This is a genomic window from Mesorhizobium ventifaucium (assembly GCF_935822925.1).
Taxonomy (GTDB): domain Bacteria; phylum Pseudomonadota; class Alphaproteobacteria; order Rhizobiales; family Rhizobiaceae; genus Mesorhizobium; species Mesorhizobium ventifaucium.
On sequence record NZ_CAKXZS010000010.1, the window covers coordinates 78424 to 94145 of the forward strand.

16 protein-coding genes are annotated in these 15722 nt (G+C 62.6%); 12 read left to right on the forward strand and 4 right to left on the reverse strand.

The features are described from left to right. Positions 1–265 precede the first annotated feature (265 nt). The 3 genes from NMG70_RS08040 (at position 266) to NMG70_RS08050 (ending at position 1859) form a co-directional block, all read left to right on the forward strand. A complete protein-coding gene (locus NMG70_RS08040; protein ID WP_254024027.1) occupies positions 266–655 on the forward strand; it encodes a hypothetical protein in 390 nt (129 codons plus the stop codon). A 222-nt stretch (positions 656–877) separates the two neighbouring features. Further along, positions 878–1513, forward strand: coding sequence for a 5,6-dimethylbenzimidazole synthase (gene bluB / locus NMG70_RS08045; protein ID WP_254024028.1), 636 nt, complete (start codon positions 878–880; stop codon positions 1511–1513). 124 nt (positions 1514–1637) lie between these two features. Continuing rightward, entirely contained in the window at positions 1638–1859 is a 222-nt protein-coding gene (locus tag NMG70_RS08050) for a DUF982 domain-containing protein (protein WP_254024029.1), read from the forward strand. 633 nt (positions 1860–2492) lie between these two features. Here the strand turns inward: NMG70_RS08050 and NMG70_RS08055 are convergent. From NMG70_RS08055 to panB, 4 genes are all read right to left on the reverse strand, one after another. Next, entirely contained in the window at positions 2493–3122 is a 630-nt protein-coding gene (locus tag NMG70_RS08055; protein ID WP_008874730.1) for an acyl-homoserine-lactone synthase, read from the reverse strand. A 94-nt stretch (positions 3123–3216) separates the two neighbouring features. Then, positions 3217–3942: a LuxR family transcriptional regulator gene (locus tag NMG70_RS08060; protein WP_123149099.1), complete on the reverse strand. Its 726-nt coding sequence runs from the start codon at positions 3940–3942 to the stop codon at positions 3217–3219. 111 nt (positions 3943–4053) lie between these two features. Continuing rightward, positions 4054–4953 (reverse strand): pantoate--beta-alanine ligase, encoded by a 900-nt coding sequence (panC, locus tag NMG70_RS08065; RefSeq protein WP_254024030.1) that lies wholly within the window; start codon positions 4951–4953, stop codon positions 4054–4056. Further along, complete coding sequence (gene panB, locus NMG70_RS08070; RefSeq protein ID WP_254024031.1) at positions 4950–5786, reverse strand: 3-methyl-2-oxobutanoate hydroxymethyltransferase; 837 nt, start codon at positions 5784–5786, stop codon at positions 4950–4952. The genes panC and panB overlap by 4 nt, the downstream gene beginning before the upstream one ends. A gap of 175 nt (positions 5787–5961) precedes the next feature. On the opposite strand from panB, the gene NMG70_RS08075 reads away from it, so the two are divergent. The 9 genes from NMG70_RS08075 to bioZ all read left to right on the forward strand — a co-directional run bounded on the left by NMG70_RS08075 (position 5962) and on the right by bioZ (position 15598). Continuing rightward, positions 5962–6924 carry an NUDIX hydrolase gene (locus tag NMG70_RS08075; RefSeq protein WP_254024032.1) on the forward strand — a complete coding sequence of 321 codons (963 nt, stop codon included), beginning with the start codon at positions 5962–5964 and terminating at the stop codon, positions 6922–6924. Between the two features lie 64 nt (positions 6925–6988). Continuing rightward, positions 6989–7963, forward strand: coding sequence for a quinolinate synthase NadA (gene nadA, locus NMG70_RS08080; protein ID WP_254024033.1), 975 nt, complete (start codon positions 6989–6991; stop codon positions 7961–7963). Beyond that, on the forward strand, positions 7960–9507 hold the full coding sequence (locus tag NMG70_RS08085; RefSeq protein ID WP_254024034.1) for an L-aspartate oxidase: 1548 nt from the start codon (positions 7960–7962) through the stop codon (positions 9505–9507). Before nadA ends, NMG70_RS08085 begins: the two co-directional genes overlap by 4 nt. Next, positions 9504–10391, forward strand: a complete 888-nt coding sequence (nadC, locus tag NMG70_RS08090) for a carboxylating nicotinate-nucleotide diphosphorylase (protein WP_254024035.1) — start codon at positions 9504–9506, stop codon at positions 10389–10391. The genes NMG70_RS08085 and nadC overlap by 4 nt, the downstream gene beginning before the upstream one ends. Before the next feature lie 225 nt (positions 10392–10616). Further along, a complete protein-coding gene (gene bioB, locus NMG70_RS08095) occupies positions 10617–11585 on the forward strand; it encodes a biotin synthase BioB (protein WP_209436097.1) in 969 nt (322 codons plus the stop codon). Next, on the forward strand, positions 11582–12721 hold the full coding sequence (locus NMG70_RS08100) for an 8-amino-7-oxononanoate synthase (protein WP_254024036.1): 1140 nt from the start codon (positions 11582–11584) through the stop codon (positions 12719–12721). Before bioB ends, NMG70_RS08100 begins: the two co-directional genes overlap by 4 nt. Further along, entirely contained in the window at positions 12718–13353 is a 636-nt protein-coding gene (bioD, locus tag NMG70_RS08105; protein WP_254024037.1) for a dethiobiotin synthase, read from the forward strand. Before NMG70_RS08100 ends, bioD begins: the two co-directional genes overlap by 4 nt. Continuing rightward, positions 13353–14618, forward strand: coding sequence for an adenosylmethionine--8-amino-7-oxononanoate transaminase (locus NMG70_RS08110; protein WP_254024038.1), 1266 nt, complete (start codon positions 13353–13355; stop codon positions 14616–14618). The genes bioD and NMG70_RS08110 overlap by 1 nt, the downstream gene beginning before the upstream one ends. Next, on the forward strand, positions 14615–15598 hold the full coding sequence (gene bioZ, locus NMG70_RS08115; RefSeq protein WP_254024039.1) for a 3-oxopimeloyl-[acyl-carrier-protein] synthase BioZ: 984 nt from the start codon (positions 14615–14617) through the stop codon (positions 15596–15598). The genes NMG70_RS08110 and bioZ overlap by 4 nt, the downstream gene beginning before the upstream one ends. Positions 15599–15722: the final 124 nt, after the last annotated feature.

Below are 15722 nucleotides of genomic sequence, written 5' to 3' on the forward strand. Positions count from 1 at the left end.
CAAATCTGCGTTACGGATGCTTGCATAGGCCACATGCAAATTGGCGAAGTAACGAGGAAGGTACGGAGTTCGTTAACGGCGGGAGTGCAGAAGCCCAAGTTCAAGGACAGTGCGCGCGCCCCGCTTCAGGATCAGTTCGATCTGGAACACGAATCCGTCGGTGGCCGAGTGGCAAAACCAGCTAAAGGATTGGTCGTGAGCCGGCGCCTGTGAACAAGCCGTGTGCGTCGTTGCAATCACTCCTATATTGCGCGCAATAGCCTACATGGCGTTGGATGAACTGGATTTGGCGATTTTCCAGATGGCGGTCGAAAGCGTCCGCTCTCTTTCCCTAAGCTTCAACCAAAAAGCCGCAGAGATAGCCACGAGGAGCCACGGTGTCCTGGTTTTCGACGTGCGGGTCGATGGTGACTCGGAGGTCCAGCGGATCGCAGCCATCCGATATGGAGCCGACCAGACGGGCGTGGTCGCGTTGGACAGACAAGGCCTTGTTACCCGCTCTTGCATGGTCAATGGCACTTTCTCACATTTCATTTCGCCATTGGAGAACTGGGCCAGCATGCCCCTGTCAATGCAGGCCAAGATCGATGTCACCGTCCATGCCGGTCTCTTCCTAGGCGCCTTGCGAAATGCCGGTCATATGCTTGGCAGCTAGCATATGACCGGAATGCATCTGTGGATTTTTGGATCCGCCTGCGCGTCCGAGCGGCCGGCCACCGAGGCTCTGTGGCGCGCGGATGTGTCCGGGGAGAGCGCGACGATCTGCTGCACACGTTCGGATATACCTCACGCGCACGAGCCGCGCTCCTTAGTTACCTTCTCCTTCACGTTACAGGGATGGCGCGAAAAATATTCTTCGCAAAGGCAGTACGACACCATGACGTCAGACCCGGAATTTCCGGACGATTTTCGCGCCGATCTGGCCAATCTCTTCCTGTGGCGGCGAGACGTGAGGCGATTCAAGCCGACGCCGCTCCCCGAAGGCGCGCTGGAACGGCTGCTTGACATCTCCAGCATTGCGCCCTCGGTCGGGCTGAGCCAGCCCTGGCGTTTCGTCATGGTCGAGAGTGCGGAATGCCGCGCCGCCGTCAGGACATGCTTCGAGCGCTGCAATGCGGAGGCGCTCGCATCGTTCGGCGGCGAACGCGCCGCGCTTTATGCGCGGCTAAAACTTGCCGGCTTGAACGAGGCGCCTTGTCAATTCGCGGTCTTTGCCGACCGCGGGACGGAACAGGGACATGGGCTCGGCCGCCTGACCATGCCCGCGACCATCGAATATTCGGCGGTGATGGCGATCCACACTTTTTGGCTGGCGGCCCGCGCCGAAGGAATAGGCATGGGCTGGGTCTCGATCCTCGACCCGGCCGACATGGCGACGATCCTGGACGTGCCGCCGGAGTGGACGCTGATCGGTTACTTCTGCGTCGGCTATCCGAACGAGAACCACAGCGTGCCGGAACTGGAACGGGAAGGCTGGGAAGTCCGGCGCGCTTCGATCGTGATTACGCGGTAGTGCAACGGCGACGCTGCCATCTCCCCCCTTGTGTCGGCTAGCGGGGAAACAATAGACCTGCACGCTTATTGGGATCGAATGTTCCTTTAACAGCCGCCTCTCCCCTTAGGTTTCCCTCATCGCATTGCACTGGTTCAACCCTCCGGTCTTTGTCAAGACCGACCGACCTGGGAGGACCTACGGGGTCAACCACGTCGAAGGTGCCGCTGAGGAATTCATGAAGTGGCCGAATAGGGGACCCAAGTGGAAGATCCAAGCCTGCGTCGACGCCTTTGAAGACCGGGTGACCCCCCAAGATGTCCGCGCGGCCTTCGAGGCTGCTGCTGAGGAAGAGGGAATGCTGTAGCATGCAGGTCGACCTGTTGCCCTCACGCGCTGGTGCTTTACAATCAGGTGGCAAACTGATCATGCAATTCACCGATCCTGCGGGCTTCACCCCAGCCTTGAGCGTGCGCTCTTAGGCCTACGGCAGCGTTGATCCACGCCAGCACACTTCTTACATGGGAGCATGAATACGAACCCCGTTCGGCGAGCTATTGCGCGATCCACCATTCGTTCACTTTATTAGCGCACGTTCATAAGCGGACACTGTTGGTGTAGCTCGTACGTGCCCAAAGCCCCGGCGCATCGACCCAGCGCCGGGGCTTTTTTGGTACCAGAAGGCACCGCTGAGAGGAGCAATCGTCCAGCGGTGCAGGCCTTGGCTGCTCTGTGAACGATTCCGGAGTTGCTGCTTTTTTGCGGCGTAAAGAAATCCGGCTTTTACGGCGTCCAAAAACTCGGTGTCTGCGGCGGGGCGCGCCATTTGGCGTGGTTACGCTGGAATTGCGAATTGCACCTAAAAACTTCCTGGGCCCAGGTCGTGCGGGGGAAGCGACCGAAATAGTCGTAAGCTTCGCACTACGCCGTCCGGCCAGCATATCAACCGTACGTAGCGCCCGCGGGCAGGAGCATAGGTCAGGCTGAGCATCGTTAAGCGCTACGCCGACAGGCCGAGAACCGGTTGCCATAATACCGGTCCGTTCAGACGTCCCCTCCAGCGGATGCGCTTGAGGCTAGCGTGGGAAATCTCGAGAAAACCGGCCACCGCCTCCGTCTTACCGACCGGCTTCGGCTGTCCGATGCGCGACAACGGCCACGTTGCGAGACGCAGGATCCGTTCCATGCGCGTATCGGTCACTGTCACAATCCGAGTGAGATTGTTCGCCAAGCCGAATTCGATCATGCCGGCGAAGAGCTCGTAGGTTGCTTGCGCCAGTCCGCCAGACTTAGGCGCTGATGGAGGGAGATCGAGTGCGAAACGACTGCTCTCCCAAATGCGGGCACTCGCGGGCGCCGCAGTCTCGCCCAGCAGCATCGGAAAGGTGTCGCGCAACATTGTCGGTCCGGTAGTCGGTAAAAGACGGACGCAACCGCAAATTCGCCAGTCGGATCCCTTGAGAAGCAGATAGACGGGGTTCAGGCTGTCAAATGCGTCTGTTTCCATCTCGCTTTCGGTCTGAACTTCCCAATCCAGCCTTTCCTTGAAGACCCGATGCCTGAGCCCGTGCATTTCGTTGAGCTCGTTTGGAAACTCGCCGTAGAGTTCAGGTGTTATCAACTGCATCATCTGTCGCCTCCGTGCAGGATGTGTTCCCGCTATCGAAGAGCAAAGCCGACATTGATGCAGCCTGTAGACCTTTACAGCTTTCCAACAAAAGGAGTCAGGATCTCCACTGACGGGAAGCAGTCAGCCGTGCTACGCCCTGGTTTATGGTTCGCACGCCAAGCTTTGCCTTGGCGTTTTCCAGATGGAAGGTCACGGTGCGTTTCGAGACGCCGAGGATCTGGCTGATATCCCAGGCGGACTTACCGCGCGCCGCCCATTTCAGGGATTCGAACTCCCGCGGGGTCAGCGTTATGCCATCCACCACGCAATCTTCGGCGAGCTGGCGCCGGGCATGTATATGAAAGTTGATTGCGACCAACTGCAATGCTTTTTCGTAGCGAGTGAGTGATCGCAAGAGAGGCGGACGGGACTGGTCGGAAGCGAAGGTCAGCGCCGCAAACCGGCCGCGATGGTCATGCATGGACATGGTCAATCCGCCGCGAATGCCAAAGTGAGCTGCTTTTTCCAGGATTTCTTGCTGCGAGGCCGGCAGACACTGGCGGGGTCGATCCACGCCCCAATCAAAAGTATCCCAGCCTTGCAGCCCGCGCAGGATCACCGGATCATGGCTGTGGTAGCGCAGTTGCAGATAGTGCGATGTCCAGGATGAAGGATAATTTGAAATCAATCGCGGCGTCTGGCCGGAGACCGACGGGTAACTGAAATAGGCGAAGAGCGGAAAGTCAAAGCCGGCTGCGGCGGACGCCATCGCCTCATGGAGGTCGACGGCATCGACGCTTGCAGAGAGTTGCTCGACGAAGTTTTCGAATACGCGATACATCAGCCCTTTGCGCGACCTCCTCGAATGTTGCTCGATGCCAGGCGGAAACCTGGGTCTAAATGACCCCGCATCGATGCGACGCGGACGATTTGGTCGCCATCATCGCCGGCATTACTTTGCTGCTTCCGGGTGAAGCGAACGCCGCGCACCTGGCCCCATACCAACCGGGGATGTTGAGACGTTATCGATGAGCCGTGTGTCGCCGAGCCAAGCCGCGACAAGCAAGCGTGCTGGGCGGTCAAGCCTTGCTAGCGGCTGCAGGTCTGTTTCGCCGCGAAGTTCCAGGTACTCGACCTCGCGATAGCCTGCCGCCAGAATTGTTGCACGCGCTTCATCAAGCATGGGCAAGACAGGAGAGCCACGCGCAAGCCGCTCAGCGGTGTCGAGCAAGACCGAAGCCAGCTTTGGGGCAATGGCGCGTTCTGCTGGCGAGAGCCGGCTATTGCGCGACGATAGTGCAAGACCATCGGTTTCGCGGACTGTCGGACATGCGACCACGGTGATCGGGATGTCAAGGTCCCGGACCAAGCGCCTGACAAGCTGAAGCTGCTGGAAATCCTTTTCGCCAAAGAAGGCGAAGTCAGCGCCGGTCTGCAGGAAGAGCTTGGCCACGACCGTCGCCACGCCATCGAAATGGCCGTGCCGGAAGGCGCCGCACAGGCCCTCGCTGAGAGTGGACACCGAAACGGCCGTGGCGAAGCCCGCTGGATACATCTCGTCTGCATCCGGCACATACAGCAGATGTGCGCCTGTCGGCACGAGCTTGGCAGCATCTTCGTTTTCCGTCCGGGGATAGGCGGCAAGGTCGGCGGCACTGTTGAACTGCTTGGGATTGACGAACAGCGTCACGACTACCCGCTCGGCCTTCTGAAGCGCGGCACGCACGAGGCTCAGATGGCCTTCATGCAAGGCTCCCATGGTCGGCACAACGGCGATACGGGTGCCTGAGCGACGCCATCCCGCGGCAACAGCGCGGAGCTCGGCAACGGTTCGAACGATCGGCACGCTCATGTGACGCCTCCGGCCTTCGTCTCCTTGGCGTAGAGATGTTCGGCCGCCGGAAAGCGCCGTTCCCTCACGTCGGCGGCGTAAGCCGCAATCGCCGCATCGGCCTGGTCGCCTAGGTCGGCGTAGCGCTTGACGAATTTCGGCCGGAAAGAGCTGAAAAGCCCGAGCATATCGTCGCTCACCAGAATCTGACCGTCGCAGGCGAGCGAGGCGCCGATGCCGATGGTTGGGACGGCGATCTCCGCAGTGATGCGCTTTGCGAGGGGCTCGGGCACTTTCTCCAGCACCACGGAAAAGGCGCCGGCCTCCGTGACCGCACCGGCATCGCGCCTGATGCGCTCGGCATCGTCTCCCCGCCCCTGGACGCGGTAGCCACCGAAAGTATTGACCGACTGCGGCGTTAAGCCGACATGGGCCATGACAGGCACGCCGCGGGCGCCGAGGAAGCGAATGGTCTCGGCCATTTTCTCACCGCCTTCGAGCTTCACAGCTGCACAACCGGTCTGCGCCATCAGGCGCGCAGCGTTGCGGAAGGCCTGCTCGGGGCTCTCTTCATAAGAACCGAATGGCAGGTCTACGACCATCAATGATCGCACCAGACCCCGGCGCACCGCCTGGCCGTGCGTGATCATCATGTCGAGAGTGACGCCCAGCGTCGACGAGAGGCCGTGCAGTACCATGCCGACGCTGTCGCCAACGAGCACGATGTCGCAGTGTCGATCAACCAATCTGGCGATCGGCGTAGTATATGCCGTCAGGCAGACGAGTGGAGTCTGGCCTTTCCGCATTCGAATATCCGGCGGTGTCATCGCCTTTGTCTCACCAGTTGCGCTCAACCCACGCATCCTTCCCTTGCGTTACCCGCCGCGGGTGTCGCGTTTGGCATATTTTTGTGCGAGTGCGAAGAGCTAAAAAAGACGTGCAGCTGTGCGGTGTTGACGTTCGTGCAGCAACGCTTAAATTCAATCGATTCAGTCACCCTGAATTTGGGGCCAACTCACTTTCGCGAACATGGACCATCAGGCAAAAGGAACCAAAAAAGGCAGAGCCGCGCTCAAGGCCGACGAAGCAAAAGTGGACCTGATCGCCGTTGTCGTCGCCGTAAACGACAGTGAACCCTGTCTTCTCACCATCGGGAACGCGGACACCCTTCCGTCCGGACCATATGCGCTAGAGCATCGATCGCTGCAATCCGGTCTGAGGGGTTGGGTGGAGCAACAGACCGGCCACCCGCTGGGGTACATCGAGCAGCTCTACACCTTCGCCGATCGGGACCGCATAGGGGCCGAGCGCCAGGAACGCGCCATCTCAATCAGCTATCTCGCACTCACTCGGAAGGAACAGGCAACGGGCTCCGCTAATTGCGGGTGGCGGAGTTGGTACGAGTATTTCCCCTGGGAGGATCATCGCTCCGGCACGCCGGTGGTGCTCGATATTTTACGTCCACGCCTGATTGAGTGGGCTGAGGGCGCCAGCGACGCCACCACGCGACGCGAACGCCGGCAGCGCGCCGCGATTGCCTTCGGTTTCGACGACCGCAATTGGAACGAGGAACTCACGCTCCAACGCTACGAGTTGCTTTACGAATCTGCCCTGATCGAAGAGGCTGGTGGCGGGGGGGACATCGCGCCTGCGGCGGTATCTGGCAAGGCAATGATCGCTGACCATCGACGAATCCTGGCGACCGGCATTGCGCGGCTACGTTCAAAGATCAAGTACCGGCCGGTGGTGTTCGAGCTCATGAGGCCGTCCTTCACACTGCTTCAGCTGCAGCGGACCGTGGAGGCGCTCGCCGGGAGGCTCATCAACAAGCCGAACTTCCGAAGACTTGTTGAGCAGCAAGAGCTGGTCGAGGAAACTGGCGAGACCTCCCTCGAGACGGGCGGACGGCCGGCAAAGCTTTATCGGTTCCGCCATGCCGTCCTCGACGACAGGGCTGTGGCCGGGACAAAATTGCCGCTCGCGCGGGCTTGACATACTTATAGTCAAGGTAGACATATTCCCCTTATTGTCAGATCGAATATAATCGGAGGCGCTGATGACTGGGGCGTTACCTACGGCTGCGTCCCTGTACGAGCGCGTCCGGCGGGTGATCCCGCCAGTCGAATGGCCGGCCTTCACCAACGACATTGAGGCCATCCTCGCGCTGAAGCGCGATCGCAATGCGGTCATCCTTGCGCACAACTACCAAACGCCGGAGATCTTCCATTGCGTAGCCGACATTGTCGGCGACAGCCTCGCACTGGCGCGCAAGGCGGCTACGGTCGAGGCGCAAATCATCGTGGTTGCCGGCGTGCATTTCATGGCCGAGACCGCCAAGCTGCTTAATCCGAACAAGACCGTCCTCATCCCGGATCTCAGCGCCGGTTGCTCGCTGGCCGACTCGATCACGGCAGAAGACGTGCGGCTCATGCGGCAGCGCTATCCGGGGGTCCCGGTCGTCACCTACGTCAACACTTCGGCGGCCGTAAAAGCGGAGTCGGACATCTGCTGCACCTCGGGCAACGCCAGGGCGGTGGTGGAATCGCTCGGCGTGCCGCGTGTGATTATGGTGCCCGATGAATATCTGGCGATAAACGTGGCGGCGGAGACGGAGGTCGAGATCATCGCCTGGAAGGGCCACTGCGAAGTGCATGAGCGCTTCACATCGGCCGACATCCGGGAACTGCGCGATGCGCATCCAGGGGTCATCGTGCTCGCCCATCCGGAATGCCCGCCAGAGATTGTAGCAGAGGCGGAATTCTCCGGCTCGACTGCGGCCATGTTGGATTATGTCGAGCGGGAGAAACCGCCGCGCGTAGTCCTGCTAACGGAATGTTCGATGAGCGACAATGTCGCGGTCGCGCATCCCGAGGTCGAGTTCGTCCGCCCCTGCAATCTCTGTCCGCACATGAAGCGCATCACGCTGGCTAACATTCGCGTCGCACTCGAGGAGAACCGGCATGAGGTTCGGATCGATCCCGGGATTGCAGGGCGCGCGCGCCGCTCGGTCGAGCGTATGCTTTTCATATGAGCCTCGACGTTCATGACATCGGCGGGGCGCCGGTCATCATCGGCGCCGGTGTGGCAGGCCTGATGACGGCGCTTCTTCTGGCGCCGGAACCGGTTGTGCTTCTGTCCAATGCGGGGCTGGGAACCGGAGCCTGCAGCGAGCTCGCCCAAGGCGGTCTTGCGGCAAGTGTCGGCGGCGAGGACAGTCCCGAACTTCATCTTTGTGACACCCTCGCGGCCGGCGACGGCCTCTGCGACGTGACGACGGTGCGGCGAACGGTCCGAGCTGCACCTGAAGCGATCAGGACTCTAGAGCGCTTCGGTGTCGCATTCGACCGACGCGCTGACGGCGCGTTGCGGCTCGGGCTTGAGGCGGCGCACTCGCAGCGGCGGATCGTGCATGCGGCGGGCGATGCCACCGGTCGCGAGCTGGTCCGCGCGCTGATCGCCGCGGCACGGCGCACAGCCTCCATCACTATCCTGGAAAACGTGGAGGCCCGCCGGCTTGTCGTGGAAGACGGGGCGATTATCGCCGTGGTCGCGGCCAGGTGCACGGGCGCAATCGCCTTGCCAACGCGCCGCGCGGTCCTGGCGACCGGCGGCATCGGCGGCTTGTTTAGCGATACGACAAACCCGCCTGGCTCATGTGGACAGGGGCTCGCGCTCGCCGCCTGTGCCGGGGCGGAGTTCGCCGACCTGGAATTCGTGCAGTTCCACCCGACCGCCCTCGAGGGTCCGCGGCGGCCGATGCCGCTGGTGAGCGAAGCGGTGCGCGGCGAGGGTGCTGTGCTCGTCGACGAGCATGGAGAGCGTTTCCTCGCTGAAACCCCAGGGGGCGAGCTTGCGCCTCGCGACGTGGTTGCGCGCGCGGTTTGGCACCAGCTCGCTGCCGGACGCCGTGTGTTCCTGGACGCAAGGCAATGTCTCGGCCTCAGATTTGACAAGCGCTTTCCGGCGATCGCCGATTTGTGTCGCCAGGCCGGCATCGATCCCGCGACCGACCCGATCCCGGTGCGCCCGGCGGCACATTATCACATGGGCGGTGTTGCTGTAGACGCTGCCGGCCGCAGCTCCATCGAGGGATTGTGGGCATGTGGCGAGGTCGCATGCACCGGTCTGCACGGCGCGAACCGACTCGCCAGCAACTCGCTTATCGAAGCGGCGGTCACAGCGAGCTGGGTTGCTGAAAGCGTCGCCAACGTATCACACACCCGGCGACCGCGCGTGTGTTCCGCATTCGTGCCTCGACGGCCAGACGCCTCCGGCATCCGCCCAATCGTCTCCGCCGCGCTCGGCATCATCCGCGATGGCGAGACGCTACGCGACGGGGTGGCGACCCTGTTACCGATTGCAGCTCACGACGGCGCTGCCTCCGACCCCGCCTTGGTCGCGCTGATGATCGCCATTGCGGCCCTGCGGCGCGAAGAGAGCCGCGGATCGCACTGTCGTTCCGATTTCCCCGGACGCGATGCAGATGCGCGCCAGTCACGGCTGACACTGCCCAGCGCAATACAGACCGCCGTCGCACTCAGCTGGCGGGCGCCGATGCGGAGCACCCTGACATGAATTCGTTCTCACCCCTTCCCTCAACCCTGATCGAGCCGATCGTGCGCGGTGCTCTTCTCGAAGACCTGGGCAGATGCGGTGATCTGACCAGCGACGCCGTGATCCCGCGTGATCGCACGGCCACCTTGGTGCTCAAGTCGCGACAGTCGGGGATCGTTGCCGGGCTCGATCTGGCCGCCTTCGCCTTCATGCTCGTCGAACCTGCGATCGACATGCAAATCTGGCGAGGTGACGGCAGCGATGTCGCGGCGGGCGAGACTATCGCCAAGCTGTGCGGACCCGCGCGAGGCCTGCTCACGGCCGAGCGCACGGCGCTCAATTTTCTGTGCCGCCTGAGCGGCATTGCTACTGCCACGGCGACGATGGTCGAGGCCGTGCGTGGCCACAAGGCGAAAATCGTGTGCACGCGAAAAACGACGCCCGGCCTGCGCGCGTTGGAGAAATACGCCGTGCGCGTCGGCGGCGGCGCCAATCACCGCTTCGGGCTCGACGACGCCGTGCTGATCAAGGACAACCACATCGCGATTGCCGGCGACATTCGCACGGCAATAGAGCGGGCACGCGCCGCCGCAGGCCACATGGTGAAGATCGAGGTCGAGGTCGACACGCTGGAGCAGCTCGATGTAGCGCTCGCGCTGGGAGTCCACGTGGTGCTGCTCGACAATATGTCGGTTGAGGATCTTGCCCGCGCCGTGGCACTGGTCGGTGGCCGAGCCATCACCGAGGCCTCCGGTCGGGTGACGCCGAAAACGGCTCCGTCGATTGCTGCGACGGGGGTCGACCTCATCTCAGTCGGATGGCTGACACACAGCGCCCCTATCCTCGACATCGGCCTGGATATGCCGGCGCATCGGCGCGCGCTTGAACTGATGGAGATGGAATGAAAAGCATTCCCCCCTCCGCTGGACCGCGCCGACGCAGGAGCTGCTCCATGCGAGCCTGTATCTTTGTGCGGCGCACCCTCCAACTGGTTCAGGCTCATCGGGCTGATCGACGATCGTAGCGAACCCGAGGAGGGTCGACAGACTCCTGCACGCGCTGTCGGACCAGCGACAAAGCTTTTGACGACGACGATTGGAACGAACTCGGAGTGCGACGTGAAGCAAGCCATGCAATCGATCGAGGGGGCACTATCCCGATGGAACCGCAAAGAGGCCGAGGCTATCCACGGGATGCCGTTCAACGACCTGCTCTTCCTGGCGCAGACAATCCACCGCCAGAACTTCGATCGCAACCGGGTGCAGCTGTCGCGGCTGCTCAGCATCAAGACCGGCGGATGCCCGGAGGATTGCGGCTATTGCAGCCAGTCTACACATTACGAAACCGGCCTGAAGGCGTCCAAGCTGATGGAGGTGGAGCGTGTCATTGCCGAAGCGATGAAGGCGCGGGACGCCGGCGCCACCCGCTATTGCATGGGCGCCGCATGGCGCAGTCCGAAGGAACGCGACATGGGCTCCGTGGTCGCCATGATCGAGGGCGTGAAGGCGCTCGGCATGGAGACCTGCATGACGCTCGGAATGCTGGACCTCAGTCAGGCGCAGCGCCTGAAGGCGGCCGGTCTCGACTACTACAATCACAACATCGACACGTCCGAGCGCTATTACGGCGAGGTTGTTTCAACCAGGACCTTTGCCGACCGGCTGGAAACACTTGGGCACGTGCGCGAGGTCGGCATGAAGGTCTGCTGCGGCGGCATTGTCGGGATGGGAGAGGAAAAGGCCGATCGCATCGACATGCTGGTCACACTCGCGAACCTGCCCGAGCCGCCGGAAAGCGTGCCGATCAACATGCTCATCCCCATCGAAGGCACGCCGCTTGCCGAGGCCGAGCCCATCGATCCGATCGATTTCGTCCGCACCATTGCGCTCGCCCGCATCATGATGCCGAAGTCCTATGTAAGGCTCTCCGCCGGCAGGACGGCGATGAGCGACGAAACGCAGGCGCTGTGCTTCTTTGCCGGCGCCAATTCGATCTTTGTCGGCGACATGCTGCTGACGGCGGACAATCCCGGCGAGGACAAGGATAATCGTCTATTTAGACGTCTCGGCATTGAGCCGATGCCACGCGAGGCAAGATGAACGAGCCGCCGCTTGCCCGCTATGAAGCAACCCTGCAGGGTCTGGCACGCAAGGGCCGGCTTCGGACACTGGCGCCGCGCGCCGGGCTCGACTTCTCGTCCAACGATTATCTCGGGCTTGCTGCCTCGAAGAGACTTGGCGATGCAGTCGCGGCGGCGATCGAGGGGGGCACCCCGGTCGGCGCTACCGGATCGCGGCTCCTGCGCGGCAACGCGCCGGAGCATGAGGCATTGGAGGCAGATGCGGCGGCGTTCTTCGGGGCCGAACGGGCGCTGTTCTTCGGCAGCGGCTACATCGCCAACTTCGCCCTGCTGAGCGCCCTGCCGCAGAAGGGCGGCCTGCTGATCCTCGACGAACTCGCGCATGCCAGCATGCATGAAGGGGCGCGGGCTGGACGCGCCGAGTTCAGGCCGGCCACGCACAACGACATAGATGCTTTTGAGGACGCGATCAGGCGCTGGCGCGCCGAAGGTGGCATGGGGCATATCTGGATCGCAGTCGAAAGCCTGTATAGCATGGATGGCGACTGCGCGCCGATGGAGAGCCTGGTCGGGCTTGCCGATCGGTACGAGGCATTCATAGTGGTCGACGAGGCACATGCCACCGGCGTCTGGGGACCGGACGGCCGGGGGCTGGCCGCCGCTTTCGAGGGCCGCGACAACATTGTCGCGCTCCACACATGCGGCAAGGCGCTCGGCGCATCCGGCGCACTCGTCACTGGGCCGGGAGTGCTGTGCGACTATATTGTCAACCGCTGCCGGCCCTTTATCTACGCCACCGCGCCATCGCCGCTAATGGCGGTGGCGGCGCGCGAAGCGCTCGCAATCCTGGTCGACGAGCCGATGCGCCGCGTTCAGCTGCATGAGTACGTTGCCTTCGCGGGCCGCCAACTGGCGGAGCGCTGTGGCGTGGCGCGCAGCGGCTCGCAGATCCAGCCACTTGTCATTGGCGACGTCAGCCGCACCATGGTGATGGCGGCGGCACTGCAGGCCCGCGGCTTCGACATACGCGGCATTCGCCCGCCGACCGTGCCGGAGGGCACGTCGCGGCTGCGCATTTCGCTGACGCTGAATGTCGGCAAGGCTGACATTTCGGCCATGGTCGAGACGCTCGTCGAGGTGTTGGGCACGGCATGACCACGCGTATCGTCGTCACCGGAACAGACACCGGAATAGGGAAGACCGTGTTTTCGGCTGGGCTGGCCGGGCTGCTCAACGGCTTTTACTGGAAGCCGGTGCAATCGGGTCTCGATGAGGAGACCGACAGTGAGGCGGTTGAACGGCTCGCCGGCCTGCCGTCAGGGCGCGTGCTGCCGGAAGCTCACCGCTTGAAGAGCCCGCTGTCGCCGCATCGTTCAGCCGAAATTGACGGCGTCTCGATTGAGGCTGCCGATCTTGCATTTCCGGTCCTGCCGACACCGCTCGTCATCGAAGGCGCTGGCGGACTGATGGTGCCGATCAACCGACAGACAAGATTTATTGACATCTTCGCTGAATGGCGGCTGCCGGTCATTCTGTGCGCCCGCACCGAGCTCGGCACGATCAACCACACTCTGCTGTCGATCGAAGCCCTGCGGGCTCGCTCCATCCCGCTGATCGGCATCGCCTTCATCGGCGAAGAGGTAGCCGATACGCAAAGGACAATCACCGAATTCGGCGCGGTGCGTCAGCTCGGCAGGCTGCCACACCTCGTTCCGTTGACGCGCGAAACTCTGCGGAAGGCGATGTTTGCCGGCTTCGACCTCGCCAAGATTGCCGGAGGCGAATGATGTCGCGGTCGCCGGTCTGGCATCCATTCACCCAGCACGCGATCGAGCCGGCCATGCCGTCCGTTGTCCGCACGGAAGGGGCTTGGCTAGAGACGAATGACGGAAGGCATATCCTCGATGCAATCTCTTCCTGGTGGGTGGTCACCCATGGGCACCGCCATTCACGGATCATGGAAGCAATCCGGAATGCGACTGAGATGCTCGACCAGGTGATCTTCGCCGGTCTCACCCATCAGCCGGCAGAGCAATTGGCCTCGGCGCTGATCGAAATAGTGCCGGCAGGCCTCGACTGGGTCTTCTATTCCGACAGTGGATCCACGTCCGTCGAAGTCGCGCTGAAGATGGCGCTCGGCTATTACCGCAACATCGGCGCGCCGCGTTCGCGCATCGTCGTCATGGAACACAGCTATCATGGCGACACGATCGGCACGATGAGCGTCGGAGCCCGCGGCGTGTTCAACGCCGCCTACGAACCCCTGCTGTTCGAGGTCGACACCATTCCGTTTCCGGCCGCAGGGCGCGAGCAGGAAACGCTGGATAGATTCGAGGCTTTCTCTCGCGACCGCCGCGCCGCCGCGCTGATCGTCGAGCCGCTGGTGCTCGGCGCCGGCGGCATGTTGATGTATCCGGCCTGGGTTCTGGCCGAATTGAAGAAGATCACTGAGGCCTCCGGCACGCTGCTGATCGCCGACGAGGTGATGACCGGCTGGGGGCGCACCGGAAGCACGTTCGCCTGCGAGCAGGCGCTGATCTCTCCGGACATACTATGCACCTCGAAGGGCTTGAGCGGAGGCGCGATTCCACTGGCGGCCACACTCGCGACTGATGCCATCTTCCAGGCCCATTACGCCGAAGATCGGCAGAAGACCTTTTTCCACTCGAGCTCCTACACCGCCAATCCGATCGCTTGCGCGGCAGCACTCGCCAATGTCGAGATTTGGCGGGACGAGCCGGTGGCCGAGCGGATTGCGGCCTTGAGCGCCGGGCAGGCCGTCGGGCTTCGACGCTTTCGCAACAATGCCAACTTCACAGATTGCCGGGCGACCGGCACGATCGCAGCTCTCGATCTGCGCGCCGGCTCGGCCGGCTATCTGGCCGAGATCGGGCCAAAGCTGCGCGCTTTCTTCCTCGAACGCGGCCTGCTCGTGCGCCCGCTCGGTAATGTGCTCTATGTTCTGCCGCCCTATTGCATCACCGGAGAGGAACTCGACCGGCTCTATGACGCCATCGAGGAGGCCGGCGAACGCTTCGGTCCGAGCGCATGAGCAGATCGTCGCGCTTTCTCGGGTTTGGCGATCATGCGCCGGCCCGAAAGGTGGAGAACCAGGAAATCGAGACCCGTCTTGGACTCGAACCCGGCTGGATCGAGCAGCGCACCGGAATTCGCTCGCGCTTCTGGGCAACCGACCAGGATACGCTGTCCGGCCTTGCCGCGCACGCCGGCGACATGGCACTGGCGAATTCCGGCCTCGACCGTGGCGACATCGGCCTGCTGTTACTCGCCACCTCGACGCCCGATCACCTTCTGCCGCCCAGCGCGCCGCTGGTAGCACATCGCCTGGGCTTAGGCCGCGCCGGTGCGGTTGACCTCACAGGCGCCTGCGCCGGCTTCATCTATGCCCTGATGTTCGCGGACGGATTCACCCGCATCCATGGCAAAGCGAGCTTGGTCATTGCCGCCAACATCCTCAGCCGCCGCATCAATCCGGCCGAGCGCGCAAGCGCGGTGCTGTTTGCCGATGCCGCCGGCGCCGTGGTGATTGCCCCGTGCGAAGAGCCGGATCGGGGCATTCTCGGCGCCGCGTTGGCTTCGGACGGCTCGCGCTACGGGCTGATCCAGATTCCCGCCGGAGGAAGCAACACACCGTTCCACGGCGGCATGGACCTCGGGCAGACCCGCATAACGATCGCCAACGGCCGCGAAGTGTTCGCCAAGGCCGTGGAGATGATGTCTCGCTGCTCGCAGGACGCGCTCTCTGCTGCCCGAATGGGATCGCAAGACATCGACCGGTTCGTGCCACACCAGGCCAATGCCCGGATTTTCGATGCGGTCGGGAGGGTTCTCGGAATAGCGGATCAAGCAATCGTCAAGACGATCGCCGAGTACGGCAACTCTTCCGCCGCGACCATCCCGCTCTCGCTCTCGCTTTCGCATCGGGCGCAGCCGTTTCGGCAGGGCGAAAAGGTTCTCCTTGCGGCGGCGGGTGCCGGTCTCACCGGAGGCGCCCTCATCATCGGAATTTAGCGGTACGACGGCCATGCACAGGATTTGTCTCGAATGACACTAGCAAAACGGGCCCAATGCGAAAAAATGATCGCCGGCAAGCTGCATGGGTGCTGGTTCGGTGACGCGAGAGCGAAAACCCTGC